Source organism: Lactococcus sp. DD01 (genome assembly GCF_001578715.1).
In the GTDB taxonomy this organism is placed as follows: Bacteria; Bacillota; Bacilli; order Lactobacillales; family Streptococcaceae; genus Lactococcus; species Lactococcus petauri.
The window spans coordinates 25,790-43,189 of sequence record NZ_KQ968942.1; the positions used below are offsets into that span (position 1 = coordinate 25,790).

The 17,400-nt window shown below is 36.9% G+C and carries 17 protein-coding genes and 1 pseudogene; 16 read left to right on the forward strand and 2 right to left on the reverse strand.

The window, feature by feature from the left end; all coding sequences use genetic code 11:
- Position 1 precedes the first annotated feature (1 nt).
- From LACDD01_RS09875 to LACDD01_RS09925, 11 genes are all read left to right on the forward strand, one after another.
- Positions 2–223 (forward strand): TcpD family membrane protein, encoded by a 222-nt coding sequence (locus LACDD01_RS09875; RefSeq protein WP_061414868.1) that lies wholly within the window; start codon positions 2–4, stop codon positions 221–223.
- 6 nt (positions 224–229) lie between these two features.
- Positions 230–643: a conjugal transfer protein gene (locus LACDD01_RS09880; RefSeq protein ID WP_061414874.1), complete on the forward strand. Its 414-nt coding sequence runs from the start codon at positions 230–232 to the stop codon at positions 641–643.
- 20 nt (positions 644–663) lie between these two features.
- On the forward strand, positions 664–3,165 hold the full coding sequence (locus LACDD01_RS09885) for an ATP-binding protein (RefSeq protein WP_061414877.1): 2,502 nt from the start codon (positions 664–666) through the stop codon (positions 3,163–3,165).
- A gap of 11 nt (positions 3,166–3,176) precedes the next feature.
- Complete coding sequence (locus LACDD01_RS09890; protein ID WP_231863439.1) at positions 3,177–4,988, forward strand: hypothetical protein; 1,812 nt, start codon at positions 3,177–3,179, stop codon at positions 4,986–4,988.
- A 1-nt stretch (position 4,989) separates the two neighbouring features.
- Positions 4,990–6,015: a phage tail tip lysozyme gene (locus LACDD01_RS09895; protein ID WP_061414878.1), complete on the forward strand. Its 1,026-nt coding sequence runs from the start codon at positions 4,990–4,992 to the stop codon at positions 6,013–6,015.
- A gap of 15 nt (positions 6,016–6,030) precedes the next feature.
- Positions 6,031–6,552, forward strand: a complete 522-nt coding sequence (locus tag LACDD01_RS09900) for an EF0163 family protein (protein WP_061414881.1) — start codon at positions 6,031–6,033, stop codon at positions 6,550–6,552.
- Positions 6,553–6,669: 117 nt separating this feature from the next.
- Complete coding sequence (locus tag LACDD01_RS09905) at positions 6,670–7,161, forward strand: antirestriction protein ArdA (protein ID WP_061414883.1); 492 nt, start codon at positions 6,670–6,672, stop codon at positions 7,159–7,161.
- Positions 7,162–7,315: 154 nt separating this feature from the next.
- Positions 7,316–7,531: a hypothetical protein gene (locus LACDD01_RS09910; RefSeq protein ID WP_042219031.1), complete on the forward strand. Its 216-nt coding sequence runs from the start codon at positions 7,316–7,318 to the stop codon at positions 7,529–7,531.
- Between the two features lie 43 nt (positions 7,532–7,574).
- Positions 7,575–8,711, forward strand: a complete 1,137-nt coding sequence (locus LACDD01_RS09915) for a tyrosine-type recombinase/integrase (RefSeq protein WP_061414885.1) — start codon at positions 7,575–7,577, stop codon at positions 8,709–8,711.
- Positions 8,712–8,847: 136 nt separating this feature from the next.
- Positions 8,848–10,854: an ATP-dependent DNA helicase RecG gene (gene recG, locus LACDD01_RS09920; protein ID WP_061414888.1), complete on the forward strand. Its 2,007-nt coding sequence runs from the start codon at positions 8,848–8,850 to the stop codon at positions 10,852–10,854.
- A 35-nt stretch (positions 10,855–10,889) separates the two neighbouring features.
- On the forward strand, positions 10,890–11,144 hold the full coding sequence (locus LACDD01_RS09925; protein ID WP_019335734.1) for a hypothetical protein: 255 nt from the start codon (positions 10,890–10,892) through the stop codon (positions 11,142–11,144).
- 39 nt (positions 11,145–11,183) lie between these two features.
- Here the strand turns inward: LACDD01_RS09925 and mnmE are convergent, their stop codons facing one another.
- Entirely contained in the window at positions 11,184–12,548 is a 1,365-nt protein-coding gene (gene mnmE / locus LACDD01_RS09930; RefSeq protein ID WP_061414891.1) for a tRNA uridine-5-carboxymethylaminomethyl(34) synthesis GTPase MnmE, read from the reverse strand.
- Between the two features lie 130 nt (positions 12,549–12,678).
- Between mnmE and LACDD01_RS09935 the strand changes: the two genes are divergently transcribed.
- The 4 genes and pseudogenes from LACDD01_RS09935 to rpiA all read left to right on the forward strand — a co-directional run bounded on the left by LACDD01_RS09935 (position 12,679) and on the right by rpiA (position 15,946).
- Positions 12,679–13,389, forward strand: a complete 711-nt coding sequence (locus LACDD01_RS09935; protein WP_019335736.1) for a pseudouridine synthase — start codon at positions 12,679–12,681, stop codon at positions 13,387–13,389.
- A gap of 2 nt (positions 13,390–13,391) precedes the next feature.
- Positions 13,392–14,117, forward strand: a pseudogene (locus LACDD01_RS09940) (ABC transporter ATP-binding protein).
- Positions 14,107–15,198 (forward strand): ABC transporter permease, encoded by a 1,092-nt coding sequence (locus LACDD01_RS09945; protein ID WP_061414894.1) that lies wholly within the window; start codon positions 14,107–14,109, stop codon positions 15,196–15,198. Before LACDD01_RS09940 ends, LACDD01_RS09945 begins: the two are co-directional and overlap by 11 nt.
- 76 nt (positions 15,199–15,274) lie before the next feature.
- On the forward strand, positions 15,275–15,946 hold the full coding sequence (gene rpiA / locus LACDD01_RS09950; RefSeq protein WP_061414897.1) for a ribose-5-phosphate isomerase RpiA: 672 nt from the start codon (positions 15,275–15,277) through the stop codon (positions 15,944–15,946).
- A gap of 24 nt (positions 15,947–15,970) precedes the next feature.
- Here rpiA and LACDD01_RS09955 read toward each other — a convergent pair whose 3' ends face one another.
- Positions 15,971–16,423, reverse strand: coding sequence for an NUDIX domain-containing protein (locus tag LACDD01_RS09955; protein ID WP_061414900.1), 453 nt, complete (start codon positions 16,421–16,423; stop codon positions 15,971–15,973).
- 119 nt (positions 16,424–16,542) lie between these two features.
- On the opposite strand from LACDD01_RS09955, the gene mreC reads away from it, so the two are divergent.
- Positions 16,543–17,400 (forward strand): rod shape-determining protein MreC, encoded by an 858-nt coding sequence (gene mreC / locus LACDD01_RS09960; protein WP_019291475.1) that lies wholly within the window; start codon positions 16,543–16,545, stop codon positions 17,398–17,400.

The window sequence follows — 17,400 nt, forward strand, 5'->3', positions numbered from 1 at the left end:
TATGAGTATTGAAGATATTAAACGTGGTTTTATAGTGTTACTCGCTATTGTTGCAGGGGTAATGATTTTTAAGCATTGGAAAAATGGAGCTTGGGTCGAGATACTATCTGTTCTTGGAATTGGTGGTATTATGTGGGCGCTATTCTCAGGTAAAGATATTTTTGCTATGATGTGGCAATTTATCACTGCTATTCTAAAAGTATTTGGAATTCATATAGCGTGATTGCCTATGGAAAAACAAGAGAAATTACATTATGATTATGCGATTGGCTTAGAAACACCTTACTGGATTCAAGAAATCAGGCTACGTGGGAAGGTTTACTGGACTTTTCAAACGCCCTTATCCGTTCCATTTTTAGGTGTCATGAGTTTAAGTGCAGTCGCAATTTTTCTTTTCATTCATCCGCTGCTGCCTGTTTTAAGATATGTGCCTTTTGTGCCAGTTTCGCTCTGTACGATAGTTCCTTGGTTTATAGGAAAAGCCTATGTTGAAAAAGAGCCTGACGGTAAAAAAATGCACTACTTTATTTATGGTACATTTCGGTTTATAAAAAATTTCGGTTTTGATAAACGTTGTATTTATGGTGAGGAACGGAGGGAAGAAGTGCAAGAAAAGATTGTATTTGAAAAAGTAATGCTTTAGATAAAGCTAGAAAGAGGAATATGAAACTTAGTTACCCAATAGAACGTTATAAGGAGAATTTAGTCTTAACCAAAGAAAGAGAAGTAATGGCATTTTATACTATCCCTTATTTTTCTTCTTCTCCAATCAATTTTAAGAAAAAAAGAGAAACAAAAGAAACAATAGAAAAAGCAGTAAAAAAATTATTGCCAAATGCCTATTTTGAACTTTCTTTAGTCTCACGTGATTTTCTTTTGGAAGAAAAAATGTCAGACCTTGCGGAAACATTCGTATCTGAAAATAAAAAATCAGGAGAAGTTTATCTTAAAGAAGTAACGGAACGTTATAAAAAAGAGATGGAGATTCCTTATAAGTATGTTTGGTTACTAGGGGTCTATCTCTCAAAAGAAATGAAAGATATGTCTTTCAAAGAGCTTATTCAAAATGCAATTACAAAACAAACAACAGCTTTGATGAATGCTTTAGGGCGATATGTTCAAGTAGGAGAGGATTGGTCAGAAAATTGGTATCATGCAGAAATGGAACTCAGACAAACTCTTTCAGCGTTAAAACCTGTACCTTTGTCTGATGAACAAATGTATTATTACCAAAAACTTCAATTTTTACCTTATATCCCACATTTGTTTAAAGATGTACTGGAATCAAGAAGTATCAACAATATTACGGATACTATGATTTATGCGAATAATATGGGGGAGTTACAGTTTGTGAGTCCTTATGGTACAAGTTATCTTTCAATTTTACCTATCGGAAAGTCTACAGGAATATTGACCAACAATCATATTGATGAAATTGTTCAAAGTTTCAACTTTCCAATTGGTCTTAAGAAGAAGTGCCATTTTCCTGATATGAAGAGTACTTTTGGCTATAAATCTAAAATGAGCCAAAGTTTAGTTCGTTCAAAAACAATTATGCGAGAAACGGCAAATACAGGAAATGTTATGCACGACCGTATTATTATTGGGCGTAAAGGTTTAAACGACATGGCAAAAAAAGTTCAAGCAAAAGAGCCTATTATTGAATATGGCGCTTTTTTATTTATCGCAGCTTCAAGTCGTGAACAATTGAGAAGCCGTGTAAAAACAGCAATTGGTGCATTTGAAGGTAAATTTGAATTGGAACGTGCACGTATGGATCAAGCCTATCTTTTTCAATCGTTACTCTATGGCGCAAAATTAGACCGTACGACACGTTTTTGGTATCACTCTTCAGATTCTGCAGGTTTTTCTCAACACTTGCCATTTACTACAACAAAGAGCGGTTCAGATTCAGGTTTTCCTTTAGGTCGAGTAGACACAAATTATCACAAGTGGGAAAACTTAGACCAAGCCATCCATGCTTCTAGAAATATTGTTCTCTATAACCCTATGCTTGCCAATAAAGAAGGGATTGCAGGGAAAATTACTAATAATCTCTTAACTACAATTACTGGTATGACAGGTTCTGGGAAGACAATTCTTGCACAAAATCAATTTTTACAAAATGTTCACTCTAAAATTAAATCACTTTATATTGACCCTAAACATAAAGTTAGAGAACAATGGCAAAGTAAATTGAAAGACCCTGTGTGGTGTAAGAAAAATCCTGAGTTGGCAGATGTTGTTGAGCGTATCAATTATGTGACACTTGATTATCAGCAATCAGAAAATACAGGTGTTCTTGACCCTATTGTCTTTTTGAACCCAGAAGATGCTTTGACTGTGGCTAAAACCATGCTTAAGTATTTGGGTGAGGGAACGTGGAAAAAAGATGAAACCACAGCTATTTCTCAGGCAGCAAAGGAAGTTGTCAAGCGTAAAATTAAAGGCGAAACAGTTGGCTTTATGCATGTTATTGAACTTTTAAGAAAATCAAAAAATGAAGTTGTAAGGGCTGCAGGAGAGTATCTTTTTGAAGCAGTGGATGGCTCTATTTTGTCTTTAGCCTTTTCTTATGGTGATGTCAAGGGGATTTCTTTTGAAGAACATGGTACGCTCTTAGAGATTGCGGATTTAGAATTGCCTGAATCTGATTCAGATGATGAACTTTCAGAAGAAGAACGTAACTCTGTCGCAGTGATGATGGCATTAGGGACATTCTGTAAACGATTTGGTTCAATGAATGATAAAGAAGAAACAGTCGAATTTATGGATGAAGTTTGGGTGATTACAACTTCTAAAGAAGGTAAACGTATCATCAAAACTATGAAGCGTGTCGGACGTTCTCAAAATAATAAGTTAGTTCTTATTTCGCAGTCTGTCAATGATGTGAAAGATTCAAAAGATACAACGGGCGCAGGTGAACGTTTTTGTTTCTATGAGGACGGAGAAGAAGAACAAATTTTACGTACCTTGAAATTAGAAGTCAATGAAACTAATCTTCAATGGATTCGTAACATGAATCAAGGGCAATGTGTGTACTTAGATGTTTTTGGTAATATTAATCGTATTTCAATTGAAATCCCTGAAGCGTGGCTAGAATTATTCTCACCAGAAATTGATTCAGAACAATCTCAGTTAGAAAAACAATATCAAAAACGTTAGGAGGTAAATATATGGATTTTAGTATTCTATATAAAGGTATAATGAAATATGAAATTTACCGAGAAACAGTTGGAGGTAAGATTGCAGAGCCAGTGCCTTTATTTTGGAATTTCATATCAAGTATTCTTATTGGTATGCCATTCCAAATCTTTAAAATACAGGCAGTAATGGTTAGTTTTTTGACAAATCTTCTTAATATTTCAAGCTCTTTGAAATCTGTTCAAGCAACCATGATGACCAATGCTAAAGCTATCTTCTTAGGTTTTATTGGTGGTTCAAATGGTGCAATTGCGCAGGCTTCAGGGGCAGGAATGTTATTGGTTTTCACAGGATTTTACTTGTTTTACCAATATACTAATGGTAAAGGCAATTTCATGCGTGCCTTTATACATTTGATGGCAGTTGTTGCGACTATGTTTTTCTTTTTTGGAAATTTTACGGTAACAACACAAGCAGGAAATAGTAAAACAGCTATGGGCGGTCAAATCCTCTTTGATACAGTAACCAATATTGCAGATACTGCTAAAAAAGAAATTAATAACGGTATGACTGGTTTTTCTAATACAGAAGAATCAGGTGATTTTATTGAAAACTATGTGGTTAAACCTACCGCAAATTTTATCAATACAGGTAACCCTGCAGGGATCATTGATTTTGAAACTGGAGAAGCATTTGATTACAATAAAGCAAATGGAAGTGGTGGACAAGCATATGTAGATAATTTAGCTAGAGGAGGTAAAGGAAATCCTTATCTTAAAAATACAGGTAAGCAGTTAGGATTTCAAGTTGCTGCAGGTTTCATGGGAGGTATGAATTTATGGATTTATGCTGTTCCAATTATTGCAGTCAATTCTACTATATCAGCTCTTTCACTCTTGGTTTGTGTTTTTGTTATACTCATACCTTTGAGCGCTCTGTTGAGTTTTGTTCCGTGGTTTAGAAATGCTTTCTTTACGACAATAAAAACAACGCTTGGCTTATTGGTTGCACCGTCTATTTTAAGTGTTATGCTTGGAATGTTATTCTTTTTAATGATACAGATTGATTATGGTGTGTTAAGTCTGATTATTGGTAAACCACAAACGAATTTAGAAGCCGCAGTATCAGGGTTAAGCAGTATAGAATTTCTTATATTTTTCCCAGTTGTTTTTATCCTGAAAGTAGTATTCATGACGATATTATGGAAAAATCGCTCTGGTATTTCTCAAAAAGTTGCAGGTACAAATATGGCTACAGGCAATGCGGAGCTTTCACATATGAAGATGGAATGGGAAAACTTTAAAAATGGGTTTAAGGAAAAAGCAGAAGGTGGTGCTAAGGTTGCAGCAGGTGTTGCGACAGAAAATCCAGCACTTATTGCTGATGGAGCTTCCATGGTTGCGCCTAATATGACGAATGGATATAATCGTTTTCAAGAAATGAAGCAACAGTCTTCTGAAAATATTCAGGAACCTGAAAAACAGCCTGAAGAACAAAATTCCAATGATAGTCAAGTTTCAGATGCAGCGCAGCCTGAAGAACAGAAATTTGCAGAAGAAAATCCAAATATTGAAATATCACCTGAAGCAGAGGTATTAACTATGGAAGATGATAATACCGAACATGAAAATACAGAAAACTTTATCTCTGAAGAAACACAAACTATTGAAAATGAGAATGAAGAAACAATGGAACAAGTAAACATACAAGTTTTACAAGATAATTCTTTTATTGAAAATTCATTTGCAACGGAAGAAGTTCCTATTATTGAAGGGGCTATTGATGAAAAAGATTTAATTAGTTGGGAAGAAGCGAATCATGATCTCCAAGAAGTGAGGGTATAGTATGAAGAAAATAGGGTTAATAATTGCAGGAGTTCTCACTCCTGTTTTTCTTTTCTTTGGACTTATCTTGGTTCTCTTTGGCTCAATGTTAAGTATTGGTAGTCAAGAAGAGCTACCTGATATTTCAGGGAACGGCACACCGCCAGTCACAGGACAAGCCCTTGAAGTTGCGACAAAAACTTATCAGCACTTGATGAAAGAACATAAGTTTACTTCGGCAGGTGCTTCAGGGGCGCTTGCAGTAGGTCAGCGTGAAAGTATGTTTAACCCACAAGCTATCAATCCTGCGGGAGGTGTTGCAGGACTTTTCCAATGGTCTGGATGGGGGAGTTTCATTAATGGAGACCGAATTCATTCAGAAGGTTCGATTCAAGGTATGGACTTGTCTACACTGACACTTGAAAATGAATTTAAACTGATGGATAAAGAATTAAACGGTTCTTATTCAAAAGTAAAAACTTTGTTAAGCAAATCCAAAGACCCTGTGCAGGCAGCTAAAGATTGGTCGCTTTACTATGAAGGTGTGAGCCTATCTGATGGACAAACAAATTTGGAAATGATTTCTCAGTTAGCGAATCAATGGTATGCCTACTTTAACGGTTCAGGTTCATCAGGTGGAGATATAAAACTCCTTAATGATGTATTAGGTAAAAAGGTAGGGACAGGACAATGTTATGCTTTATCTGATTACTATGTGAATAGTATCAGTGGTTTTCATCTTCAAGGACTTTGTGCGTTTAATATTGGTTCAGACAACTTTAGTGCCTTTACTTCTCACGGTTGGAAGGTCATTATGAAACCAAAAGCCAGTGAACTTGTAGCAGGTGCAGTTGTCAATTGGGGCTTCGGACCAGTCGCAGGTTCGGCAAGTGAGAATCCTTACGGACATACTGGTGTCATCAGTACAGTAAAAGGGAATAGTTTTACAACCTATGAGCAAAATGTAGGGGGAGTTCAAATTGTTCAAAAAATGAATCGCACATGGGATGACAGTATTACAAGTATTGCTATACCACCTAAAAAATAGTAGGGGAGACAAAAAATGAAAAGAGTAAATTTATTAATATTTGGAGTTTCTTCATTGTTGTTACTTTCAGCTTGTGGCAATAACGAAATTGTTAAGCCAGATAAAGTAGAAGTATCATCTTCGCAACAAATAAAAAAATCATCTTCAAATGAAAAGGTAGAATCGAATAAACCTTCAAAAAGTGCATCAACCTCTGAAGATAAATTTGAAGCAGCAAAAGCAAGAGATGTAGTCGGAGAATTTCTTGGCAGTTATTACAATTATGATTCAGAAAACAAGCGTAATGAATTGACTAAAGCTTTTTGTACTTCAGAGGTTCAGAAGAAGCTGCACTTAGTCAAAGTGGAAAAAGAAATAAAAATGGAATCATCCATCATTTCTTCAGATATTTATGAAGGAGAAGAAGGACAATATTTAGCTTTGGTTACTTATTCACTTAATGGCAATCAAGTGACACCACAGGTATTAAAAATAAATGTGGAGCAAAAAAGCAATCAGTACTTAATATCTAGTGTTGATTTTCCATTAATGAATTGAGGAGGATGTTTTGAGTACAAATAGAATAAGAGATGAATCATGAGGTTCATTTCATATAAAAATTAAGAAGTAAAGACTTGTCGTGGAACAAGTCTTTTTTATTTTAAAGGAGAAGATATGGAAACACCCAAAATATATATTGTAAACTTAAGCAGCTATAATAATGGCAATACAAGGGGCAAATGGTACGAACTGCCAGTTGATATTGGTAGAGTTGAACGAGAATTGCAGCTTGATCCAGAGCATGGGGAAGAATATGCAATTCATGATTTTGAAAATTTTTATGGATTTTCAGTAGGCGAATATTCTTCTATTAGTGAACTTAATGATTATGCGGAAAAACTAGAAGAAATATCAGATTTAGACCACATCAAAGAATTTTTGGAAATATATTCAATAGAAGATGTTATTTCTTCTAAAGATGATTTGGAATTTGTAGAAGCTGAAGATGATGAAGATTTAGCAGCGGAAGTGGTTGCACAAATGGGAGGAGTAGAAACTCTAAGCCAATCCACTTTGGAACAGTATTTCAACTATGCAGCTTTTGGTCGTGACTTAGCAATAAGTGATTATTCTCAAACGTCACATGGCTATGTACGTAACATTTAGGAAATTAGTTTAGGCAGTGATAATTGCTGCAATGTAAAAATAAAATCGGTGAATATTAAGGGTGAGAGAAATCTCGCCTTATTTTTGGATAAAAAGAGCTTATCAATGTTTGATGGGTTCTATTGTGTCTAAAAAATAGAGAAGGGAAAAAGAAATGGAAGAACGATTTACAGATTTATGCACACCAAATAAGTTAGCAGAAATTTTTGAATATGAGAAAAAGACAATACAAAATTATATTAGTCAGATGAGAGGGAATCATGAGTTCAGTAAATATGTAGTTGGACCACGAGGGCACACTATGGTAAGTTATGCAGGGTTTTACGATTATTGGATAAGTAAAGGAGAAAAGCAACGAGAAATGTTATAATAACGGTATACACATTTTCTTGCTTGGTTTACAGGGAGAATAAATGTTTTATAAAAAGTTAGAAAATGGTAAGTATCGCTATTTTGAAAAATTTTTTGACAAAAATCAAGGGAAATGGCGACAAACAACAATTACACTTAATTCAAAAAGTAGAATTGCACAGTCAGAAGCAAGAAATAGATTATCTTTAAAAATTGAAAAAATACTTTTAAAAGAAGAAGTTCAAATTCTACAAGAAGTACCTACAGTTGACGAAGTTTTTAAAGAGTGGAGAGAAATTCGAGATGAAGAATTAAAGGCTTCATCTGTTCATACTGAAACATGGGCTTTCATTAAGTTTTTGAAAAAGTTTGGAACAAAACCAATATCCAATGTTACAGGACAGGAAATACAGAGATTTATTTTAGATTTAAATTTAGCACCGACAACACGTGTGATAAGAAAAACTTATTATAATTTGTTATTCGAGTATGCTCAAAAGGTTGGATATATAAAAAGTAACCCAATGTTGCAGGTTGTTTTACCTAAAATTAGAGCTACTTCAGATGATGTAAGAAGAAAACAAAATGGGTTTCTTGATCGTAAAGAAATGAGATTAATTCTTAATTATGGGTATAGTTTGTCAAAGTATCGAAGACAGACAGCATTATTTGAATTTATGTTTCTAACGGGTTTACGTATAGGAGAATTGCTTGCTTTAAAATGGGAAGATATTGATTTTCAAAAAATGTCTCTAACTGTTAATCATACTTTAAATTTACATGGTTATGTAGCGAATGCAAGACAGTTGCTTTCACCTAAGACTGCGCATTCATATCGTACTATTTCATTGAATAAAAGATGTATGGAAATATTAGAGTTATTTTCTAAGGATAGTTATGATAAAGAATTTATCTTTGTAAGTGAAAAAGGTCGTATTTATGGGAGAGACGAATTATCAACCTATTTTAAGAGAATTTGTTCTAAAAAGTTGGGGAGTGAAGGTGAAGAACGGCGTTATCATTTACATATGTTAAGACATTCTCATATTTCATTATTAGTTGAAATGAATGTACCTATCAAGGTGATTATGGAACGAGTGGGGCATTCAAATGAGAAAATGATTTTACAAGTGTACAGTCATGTGACCAAAAATATGCGAAATGATTTAAATTTTAAAATGAATGAGCTTAGTTTTTAGGACTAACCAAAAACTAACCAAACTAGGCGGAAAGAGAGGGAAAGTTAGGGAAAACAGAGGAGGTGAGATTATCTTGAATAGCTGTGAAACAGCTTATTTAAAGGGTTTATGGGCTTCTGTTTTCTAAAATGAACTTATGAAACTAACAGACAGTATACAATACCTGAAAGGTGTCGGACCTAAATCTTTTGAAAATTATCAAAAGCTTGGCATTTCCACAATACAGGATTTATTGCTTTATTTTCCTTTCCGTTATGAAGATTTTGCTGGACGCTCCATTTTTGAGTTAGTAGATGGAGAAAAAGCAACGGTGATTGGTGAAGTGGTAACACCCGCTAATGTCCAGTATTATGGATTTAAACGCAACAAACTTACTTTTAAACTCAAACAAGGGGAAGCTGTAGTTGCTGTGAGCTTTTTTAATCAGCCCTATTTAGCGGATAAGATTGAGGTTGGAAAAGAGGTTGCGGTTTATGGCAAATGGGAACAAAAAAAGCAGCAACTGCTGGGCATGAAAATATTAACACAAGCAGAAGATGGCTTTTCCCCCGTGTATCATCTTACCGCAGGGATGAAGCAATCCAGCTTGGTGAAAACAATTCAAATGGCTTTTGAGAGTGGGCTTTTATCGGAATTAAACGAGAATCTGCCAGACTATTTATTGAAAAAGTACCGATTGATGCCTCGGCAGGAAGCGGTACGTGCCATGCATTTTCCAGATGATATGGAGATGCACAAGCAAGCTTTAAGGCGCGTGAAGTTTGAAGAACTCTTTTACTTTCAACTGAAGTTGCAGGCTTTGAAACATAAAGAGAAAGCACAACGCTTTGGACGAAGGGTTATTTTTGACCAGCGGTTGATGGAAGAAAAAATTAAAAATCTTCCTTTTGAACTGACAGGAGCCCAACAAAAATCCTTAGACGAAATTTTAGCAGATATGTCTTCAGCTTACCATATGAACCGTCTTTTACAAGGTGATGTCGGTTCAGGGAAAACAGTTGTTGCTAGTTTAGCAATGTATGCAGCAGTCTTATCTGGGCTTCAAGCTGCTATAATGGTTCCGACTGAAATTTTAGCGCGACAACATTTTGCTAACTTACAAAATCTTTTTCCTGAACTAAAAATTAGTCTTCTTGTTTCGGGATTAAAAGTTGCGGAGCGAAGAGCGATACTAGAAAGTTTAGCAAGTGGTCAGACACAAATGGTTGTGGGAACGCACGCTTTAATTCAGGAAGGGGTTGATTTTTATGATTTGGGGCTGGTCATTACCGATGAACAACATCGCTTTGGGGTTAACCAACGGAAAGTCTTACGCGAAAAGGGTCAAAATCCTGATGTACTTATGATGACTGCGACACCAATTCCTCGGACCTTGGCGATCACAGCTTTTGGTGATATGGATGTCTCCATTATCGACGAATTACCTAAAGGGCGGCAACCGATTACGACCAGATGGGTAAAACACGAGCAACTTCCAGAGGTCTTGAAATGGATAAAAGAAGAACTGGAGCAGCAGGCACAAGTCTATTTTATTTCACCACTTATTGAAGAATCAGAAGCTTTAGATTTAAAGAATGCTGTAGCTCTTTATGAAGAACTAAACCAATACTTTGGCGAAGAAACAGGCATAGGTTTACTGCACGGGAAAATGAAAAATGAAGAAAAAGACCAGATCATGCAGACCTTTAAAGCAGGGGATTTGTCGGTTCTGGTTTCCACAACGGTTATTGAAGTTGGTGTGGATGTGCCAAATGCAACGATTATGGTGATTATGGATGCGGATCGTTTTGGGCTCTCTCAGTTGCATCAGTTAAGAGGCCGTGTAGGACGGGGGAGTAAGAAGTCCTATACGATTCTCGTTGCCAATCCCAAGACAGAATCAGGTAAAAACCGGATGAAGATAATGTGTCAAACGCAGAATGGTTTCCGTTTAGCTGAAGAAGACCTGAAGATGCGCGGATCCGGAGAAATATTTGGCGTACGTCAATCAGGTTTACCAGAATTTCTAGCAGCTGATATAGTGAATGACTACAATATTTTAGAAGTGGCACGTCAAGAAGCGCAGGAAATTTTTAAAACACCTGACCGTCCAGAATATCAGATGATGCTTGCAGACTTGGATGTTGACGGTGGTTTTGATTAACGTTTCAATTATGAATTCAAGAAAGGATGATAAAAATGGGACTTCTCTTAGCATTTCTAGGTGGTGGACTTTCTTTGCTGAACTTTTCTGCCGAATGGCGGTTTCTTTCCTTGCAGCTTATTTTCACTCTCCTTTCCTTAAGTAGTATGTTCGCCTATAAAGGAAAGCGCACAAGAAGATCCTATGAAGGAGATGGCACAAGTATCTTCACCTTTGGCTTTGCCTTGTGTTTCCTTTCATTTATCGGATCAGCATCGATTCTTCTGGCCTTATTCATGGGCTGGCAGTGAATAAAAAAACATAAGTAGAATATCTCCTACTTATGTTTTTTATTTTCCTAAGCAGAACTGACTGAAAAGCTGAGTAATCAGTTCATCTGGTGCAGCTTCTCCAGTTATTTCACCAAGCAATTGCCAACAACGTGTGATATCTACTTGGATGAGGTCCACAGGAAGTCCCATCGCCAAACCTCTATTTGCTTCCTTCAAGGCATCTAAAGCTTGTTCGACTAGGCCGATATGACGTGCATTGGAAAGAGTAGTTGCATCTTTTGTTTCAATCTCCCCAGAGAAAAATAGCGCGCGTATTTGTTTTTCGACGGCATCAAGATTTTCATTTTTTAAGGCAGAAATTCTGATAAAGTCTTTAGGGAGTTTTTCGAGCTCAATTTTTTCTGGTAGATCGGTCTTATTCAATAAGACGATACGGTTTGTCGAAGAAGAAAGTTCCAACAATTCCAGATCTTTGGGAGTTAAAGGTGACGAAGCATCAAGCACAAGTAAGACCAAGTCGGCTTCTTCTAAGGCTTTTTGACTACGCTCAACACCGATCTTTTCGACGATATCCTCAGTTTCTCGTATACCAGCAGTATCAATTAACTCAAGGGGCACACCACCAATATTGGCAAACTCTGTGATAACATCACGTGTTGTTCCGGCTATGTCGGTAACTATGGCTTTTTCCTCACGTAAAAGTTGATTGAGCAAACTTGATTTACCAACATTTGGTCGGCCAATAATTGCTGTTCTCAAACCTTCACGCAGAATCTTACCGCGTTTAGCTGTGGCAAGAAGTGTTTCCAGAAGTTGCTCAAAATGGGCTGTTTTTTCCAGAAGCATTTGACTTGTCATCGTTTCAACGTCATCATATTCGGGATAATCAATATTGACTTCCACTTGCGCGAGCGATTCTAAAATTTCTTGACGAATGTTGTTAATCAAGTTAGAGAGGCTTCCATCGAGCTGTTTTACAGCAATATTGGCTGCCTGATCTGTTTTAGCACGAATCAAATCCATTACGGATTCGGCTTGCGCCAAGTCAATACGTCCATTTAAAAATGCACGTTTAGTAAATTCACCTGGTTCAGCGAGGCGAGCGCCAGAGCGCAGCAGGAGTTGCAAAATTTCTTGGGTGACAGCAATTCCGCCGTGTGTGTTAATTTCCACAAGATCTTCACGCGTAAAGGTTTTTGGAGCTTTCATTACAGAGAGCATAACTTCATCAACGAGACGGTCCTCGTCAAAGATATGACCATAGTTGATGGTGTGTGAAGCAACTTTATCGAGATCTTTCCCTTGAAAGACCTTTTTAGCGATTGAGACAGCATCGCTACCAGACAATCGGACGATAGCAATTGCTCCTTCACCTAAAGGTGTGGAGATGGCTGCTATAGTATCAAATTCTTTTGTTATCATATTTTTATCCTAATTACTAATTTCAGTATGCCCTATTATATAACAAGTCGTCATAAAAATAAAGATTCGTCAACTCTTTCTTAAAGGTTTATCTTATCCATATTAAGCAAAATTCTAGTAAAATAAAAGTATGAGATTGGATAAATATTTGGCGGAAGCCGGGCTGGGATCACGTAAAGAAGTTAAGGTGATTCTCAAGACAGGAAAAGTGACAGTGAATGATCAGAAGGTGAAAGACGGCAAACTACATGTTGAGCCAGATAAAGATTCTATAAATTATGATGGGCAACCCATAGGCTATCAAGAATTTTATTATTACCTCCTTAATAAACCCGCTGGTGTTGTTTCGGCAACGAAGGATAATAAGGACAAAACAGTTGTCGAATTATTAAAGGGAAAAGATTTTCGCGAAGATCTTTTCCCTGTAGGGCGCTTAGATAAAGATACAGAAGGCCTTCTGTTGCTTACAAATGATGGGCCACTGAGCCATAATCTTCTGAGCCCTAAAAAACATGTAGAAAAAGAATATTTTGCTCAAATCCAAGGCCAGGTTACACAAGAGACTGTTCGAGAATTTGCAGCAGGTTTGACCTTGAAATCTGGAGAAAACGTCAAACCAGGTCAACTTTTTATTGAGAAATCAGAGGAGAATAAAAGTGAAATTCGCCTGATTATTCATGAAGGTAAATTTCATCAGGTCAAACGAATGTTTGAAGCTGTAGGGATGAAGGTAACTTATCTCAAACGGTTACGTATGGGAAGTTTAAGATTGGATCCGGAATTAACTAAGGGAGCATACCGTCCGCTCACAGAAGAGGAAATTTTAAAACTCAAGGAGTAGCTATGGAAGAAATAGTTTCTGTAAAAAATCTAAGTGTCCAATTTGAAAAAGAAGAGGTTTTAAAAAAACTATCTTTAAGTCTCTTTGCAGGAGAGATTGTTGGACTCATCGGTCCTTCAGGTTCGGGAAAGTCAACTTTTATGAATGCATTATTCGGGATTGTTGCTCCTAATAGTGGAGAAATCAAACTACTTGATATCTCGATTCCTAACCGCAAAGTGATGCGCAAAATTGGCTATATGGCACAGTCGGATGCCTTGTTTACAGAACTTACAGGGAAACAAAATATGGAATTTTTTGGAGCCCTGCAAGGAAAAATAAGTGAAGAGGAGCTGCTCAAAGCTGCTCAAACCGTTGGGTTAACATCAGCTTTGTCCAAGGCTGTTTCGAAATATTCTGGTGGAATGAAGCGTCGCTTATCTTTAGCAATTGCTCTCCAGACGGGTGCTCCTCTCTGATGCCTAGATGAGCCCACAGTTGGTATTGATCCAGAACTTCGACAGGAAATATGGACAGAGCTTAAGCGACAAGCAGAGATGGGCAAAGCTATTCTCTTGACGACACACGTAATGGAAGAGGCAGAGCGGTGTGATCGAGTTGTTTTATTAAGAGACGGGCACTTTGTGGCCCAAGGAAGTCCTGAAGCCCTTAAATCCCAGTTTCATGTTACTACTGTGGAAGAGGCATTTATTCAAGCAGCTCAAGCAGGTGATTATGATGAGAATTAAAGCGATTTTTAAACGTATACTGCTACAAAGGTTGAGAGATAAACGAAGCTTGGCTTTACTTTTCTTTGCTCCCCTTGGCATTATCAGTCTTTTATATTTTCTTCTTCAAGTTCCTTCGGATATAAAATATCGTGTGGGTCTACAAGAAAACCAACCTGTTTTAGCACAAGTTCTCAAGCAGAACGAAAAACTAAAAGTGATTGAAATAGAAGAAACGTTAAATACTCGAGAAACAGTAAATACTCACAATTTAGATGCTCTGATACAGCTGGTAGGAGATGAAATAGAAGTAACTTATGCAAATAGAGATACGTCAAAAACACAGGCACTTACTCAGATGATTGGACAAATTGCTCAAAAGATCCCAGCGAGTATGCGAGAAAACCAAGCAAAAAGTTCTGCAGAAAAAGTGCCGCAAGCCTCGTTAGAAACACTAGCTCTGAACATAAAAAGTCATTATCTTTATGGTGACAGTTCCCTGAGTATGTTTGATAATTTAGCGCCACTGCTGGTAAGTTTCTTCGTTTTCTTCTTTGTCTTTTTAATATCAGGCATTTCACTTGTTAATGAACGAAGCAGTGGTACACTTATGCGAATGCTGGTTACACCTGTAAGACGTACTGAAATTGTGGCAGGTTATACTTTAGCCTACGGTTTCCTCGCACTACTTCAAACAAGCTTAATTGTACTTTGGACACGTTATGTTTTACAAATGCAGATTTTGGGGAACTTTATATTAGTCTTGTTGATTAATTTATTGATTGCTCTGATTGCGCTGTTGATTGGACTTTTGTTGTCTGCCCTTGCGAAAACTGAATTTCAATTTATTCAGTTTGTTCCGATAGCTGTCGTACCACAATTCCTTTTTTCAGGTATTATTAATGTCGACACAATGGCAGCGCCCTTACGCTGGATTGCACATCTTATGCCTCTGTATTATGGCGTTGATGCACTTCAAAAAGTAGTGAAACAAGGCGAAGGTTTCTCTCAAATTGGAAACAACCTGTTTATTTTAGGAATGCTTGCTCTTGTATTTTATGTAGCTAATGTAGTGGCTTTGAAAGGTTTAAGAAAAACTTAGATATTCAAATAAAAAGCGAGTTGTTTTCGCTTTTTTGTTATAATGATTGAGAAGAGTATTTGAAGGGATTTTACAAATGGAAAATTTAAAAAAACAAGTGGGTATAAAAGCAGCTGAGTACGTGAAGTCTGGTATGATTGTTGGATTGGGAACAGGTTCAACGGCAGCTTTCTTTGTGGAAGAATTGGGGCGCCGTGTTAAAGAAGAAGGTTTAGATATTGTTGGAGTAACGACGTCAAATGTAACCAGTCAGCAAGCTGCAAGTCTTAATATCCCTTTAAAATCAATTGATGAAGTGGATTATGTTGATTTGACAGTAGACGGTGCAGATGAAATTGATACAGCCCTTAATGGTATTAAAGGTGGTGGTGCGGCCTTGCTGATGGAAAAAATCGTTGCAACATATTCTAAAGATTATATTTGGATTGTTGATGAAAGTAAACTTTCAGAAAATCTTGGCAGTTTTAAAGTTCCTGTCGAAGTTATCCCTTACGGCTCAGAGCAGTTGTTCCGAAAATTTGCAGCGGCTGGTTATGCACCAACATGGCGGATGAATGCCCAAGACAAGCTCATCACTGATATGCAACATTATATTATTGATTTGCATATTGAGAAGATTACTGAGCCAGAAAAGCTGGCTGAAGAGCTTGATTTAACAGTGGGAGTTGTCGAACATGGTTTGTTTAATAACATGGTCAAAAAAGTTATTGTTGCAGGACAAGGCGGAGTTAAACTTATAGAAAAATAAAAAGAAGGAGTGTGCTCCTTCTTTTTATTTGTTCTTAAGCCATTGTTCTACGCCCCACTTATGAGAACCGCGCTTGAGTTTAACCAAAGCAGTCGGAACGTCAAACCAGAAAATTTTATTGAAATCCTCAAGAGGAACCTGATCAAAATGAACTTCCAAAGTCTCATAGATATAAGCAGGATTGCAAAAATATTTATCCCGATGTGAGCTATAAAAATATTCGTCGGCCTGTCCGAAATAACGTCCTAAAGTCGCAGTCGCACCTAACTCTTCCAGAAGTTCTCTTTCTAAGGCGCGAGCATGGTTTTCATCTGCTTCAATTTCTCCACCAGGGAGAAAAAAGGCTCCGTTTGGTGCTTGCACAAGACAGATTTGGCTCTTGTTTTCACGTGAAACAATACCATACACTCCATAGCGGTATTGGTAATCAACTCCGGCAATTTTTTCACCGAAGACTGGAATTTCTTGTTGTGTCATATTTACGGACCTCCGATATAATTTTATAGAAGAAAATTTAATTATATTCTATCAAAAAGTTGACAATTTTGATAAAATAAAGAGGCTAAACAAAGCTCTTGCGAAGGGAAATATGAACAGTGAAAAAATTCAATCTTAGTAAAATGATTATTATCGCCTTAATTATTGTTATTTCAGCATTTACAGCAATCTTCATCTCGGCTGATAATTTTAAAAATAATAAAAATCCATCAACGATGACACAAATTATTAATGATGGTACAGGAACCATAGACAGAATCATTGGTGCACCGATCCGCTTTGTTCAAGACAAAGCCAATCAAGTGGGCAATCTTTTTGATACATACAAGCAAAATCAGTCCCTAAAAACGCAGGTGGCAGACTTAAGTAGTTCAAAAAATAACCAAGAAAGTCTAGAAGTTGAAAATAAAGAATTAAAAGAAGCATTGAAGCTTCAAGAAACATTGACAGACTATAAGAGTATTTCTGCAAATGTGATTACCCGTAATCCGGCCAGTTGGGCAGATACGCTCGTAATTGATAGCGGCAGTAAACAAGGCATCAAAAACCGTCAACTCGTCATGGCTAATGGGGGTGTTATTGGGCGTGTAAGTCAGGTAAACGAAAATTCCTCTAAAGTTTCCTTGTTGAGCTCCGATAAAGGTATTGACGCTAAAATCCCCGTTCGCCTTGGTAGCCCGAGTGATCCAGTAAATGGACTTCTTGCGAGTTATGATGATGATCAGAATGCTTATGTTGTCACTTCTTTAGTAGGGGAAGGTAATATCGAAAAGGGAAGCCAAGTTGTTACTAGCGGTCTTGGAGGAGATTCGCCGCGGGGTCTCTTGCTTGGAACCGTAATTGATGTTAAAGAAACAGATCAAGGCTTGAACCGTAAAGTATATGTGAAACCTGCCAGCAATTTGTATGATATCCGGTTTGTCTTTGTGATTCAAGGCATGATTGGAGGCAACTAA

Bases quoted from the DNA above. Each gene is read 5' to 3' on its own strand.
- LACDD01_RS09880 (WP_061414874.1), top strand. From the start codon at position 230: ATGGAAAAACAAGAGAAATTACATTATGATTATGCGATTGGCTTAGAA.
- LACDD01_RS09875 (WP_061414868.1), top strand. From the start codon at position 2: ATGAGTATTGAAGATATTAAACGTGGTTTTATAGTGTTACTCGCTATT.
- LACDD01_RS09885 (WP_061414877.1), top strand. From the start codon at position 664: ATGAAACTTAGTTACCCAATAGAACGTTATAAGGAGAATTTAGTCTTA.
- LACDD01_RS09915 (WP_061414885.1), top strand. From the start codon at position 7,575: ATGTTTTATAAAAAGTTAGAAAATGGTAAGTATCGCTATTTTGAAAAA.
- LACDD01_RS09910 (WP_042219031.1), top strand. From the start codon at position 7,316: ATGGAAGAACGATTTACAGATTTATGCACACCAAATAAGTTAGCAGAA.
- LACDD01_RS09890 (WP_231863439.1), top strand. From the start codon at position 3,177: ATGGATTTTAGTATTCTATATAAAGGTATAATGAAATATGAAATTTAC.
- recG (WP_061414888.1), top strand. From the start codon at position 8,848: ATGAAACTAACAGACAGTATACAATACCTGAAAGGTGTCGGACCTAAA.
- mnmE (WP_061414891.1), bottom strand. From the start codon at position 12,548: ATGATAACAAAAGAATTTGATACTATAGCAGCCATCTCCACACCTTTA.
- LACDD01_RS09955 (WP_061414900.1), bottom strand. From the start codon at position 16,423: ATGACACAACAAGAAATTCCAGTCTTCGGTGAAAAAATTGCCGGAGTT.
- LACDD01_RS09895 (WP_061414878.1), top strand. From the start codon at position 4,990: ATGAAGAAAATAGGGTTAATAATTGCAGGAGTTCTCACTCCTGTTTTT.
- rpiA (WP_061414897.1), top strand. From the start codon at position 15,275: ATGGAAAATTTAAAAAAACAAGTGGGTATAAAAGCAGCTGAGTACGTG.
- LACDD01_RS09935 (WP_019335736.1), top strand. From the start codon at position 12,679: ATGAGATTGGATAAATATTTGGCGGAAGCCGGGCTGGGATCACGTAAA.
- LACDD01_RS09900 (WP_061414881.1), top strand. From the start codon at position 6,031: ATGAAAAGAGTAAATTTATTAATATTTGGAGTTTCTTCATTGTTGTTA.
- LACDD01_RS09945 (WP_061414894.1), top strand. From the start codon at position 14,107: ATGAGAATTAAAGCGATTTTTAAACGTATACTGCTACAAAGGTTGAGA.
- LACDD01_RS09905 (WP_061414883.1), top strand. From the start codon at position 6,670: ATGGAAACACCCAAAATATATATTGTAAACTTAAGCAGCTATAATAAT.
- LACDD01_RS09925 (WP_019335734.1), top strand. From the start codon at position 10,890: ATGGGACTTCTCTTAGCATTTCTAGGTGGTGGACTTTCTTTGCTGAAC.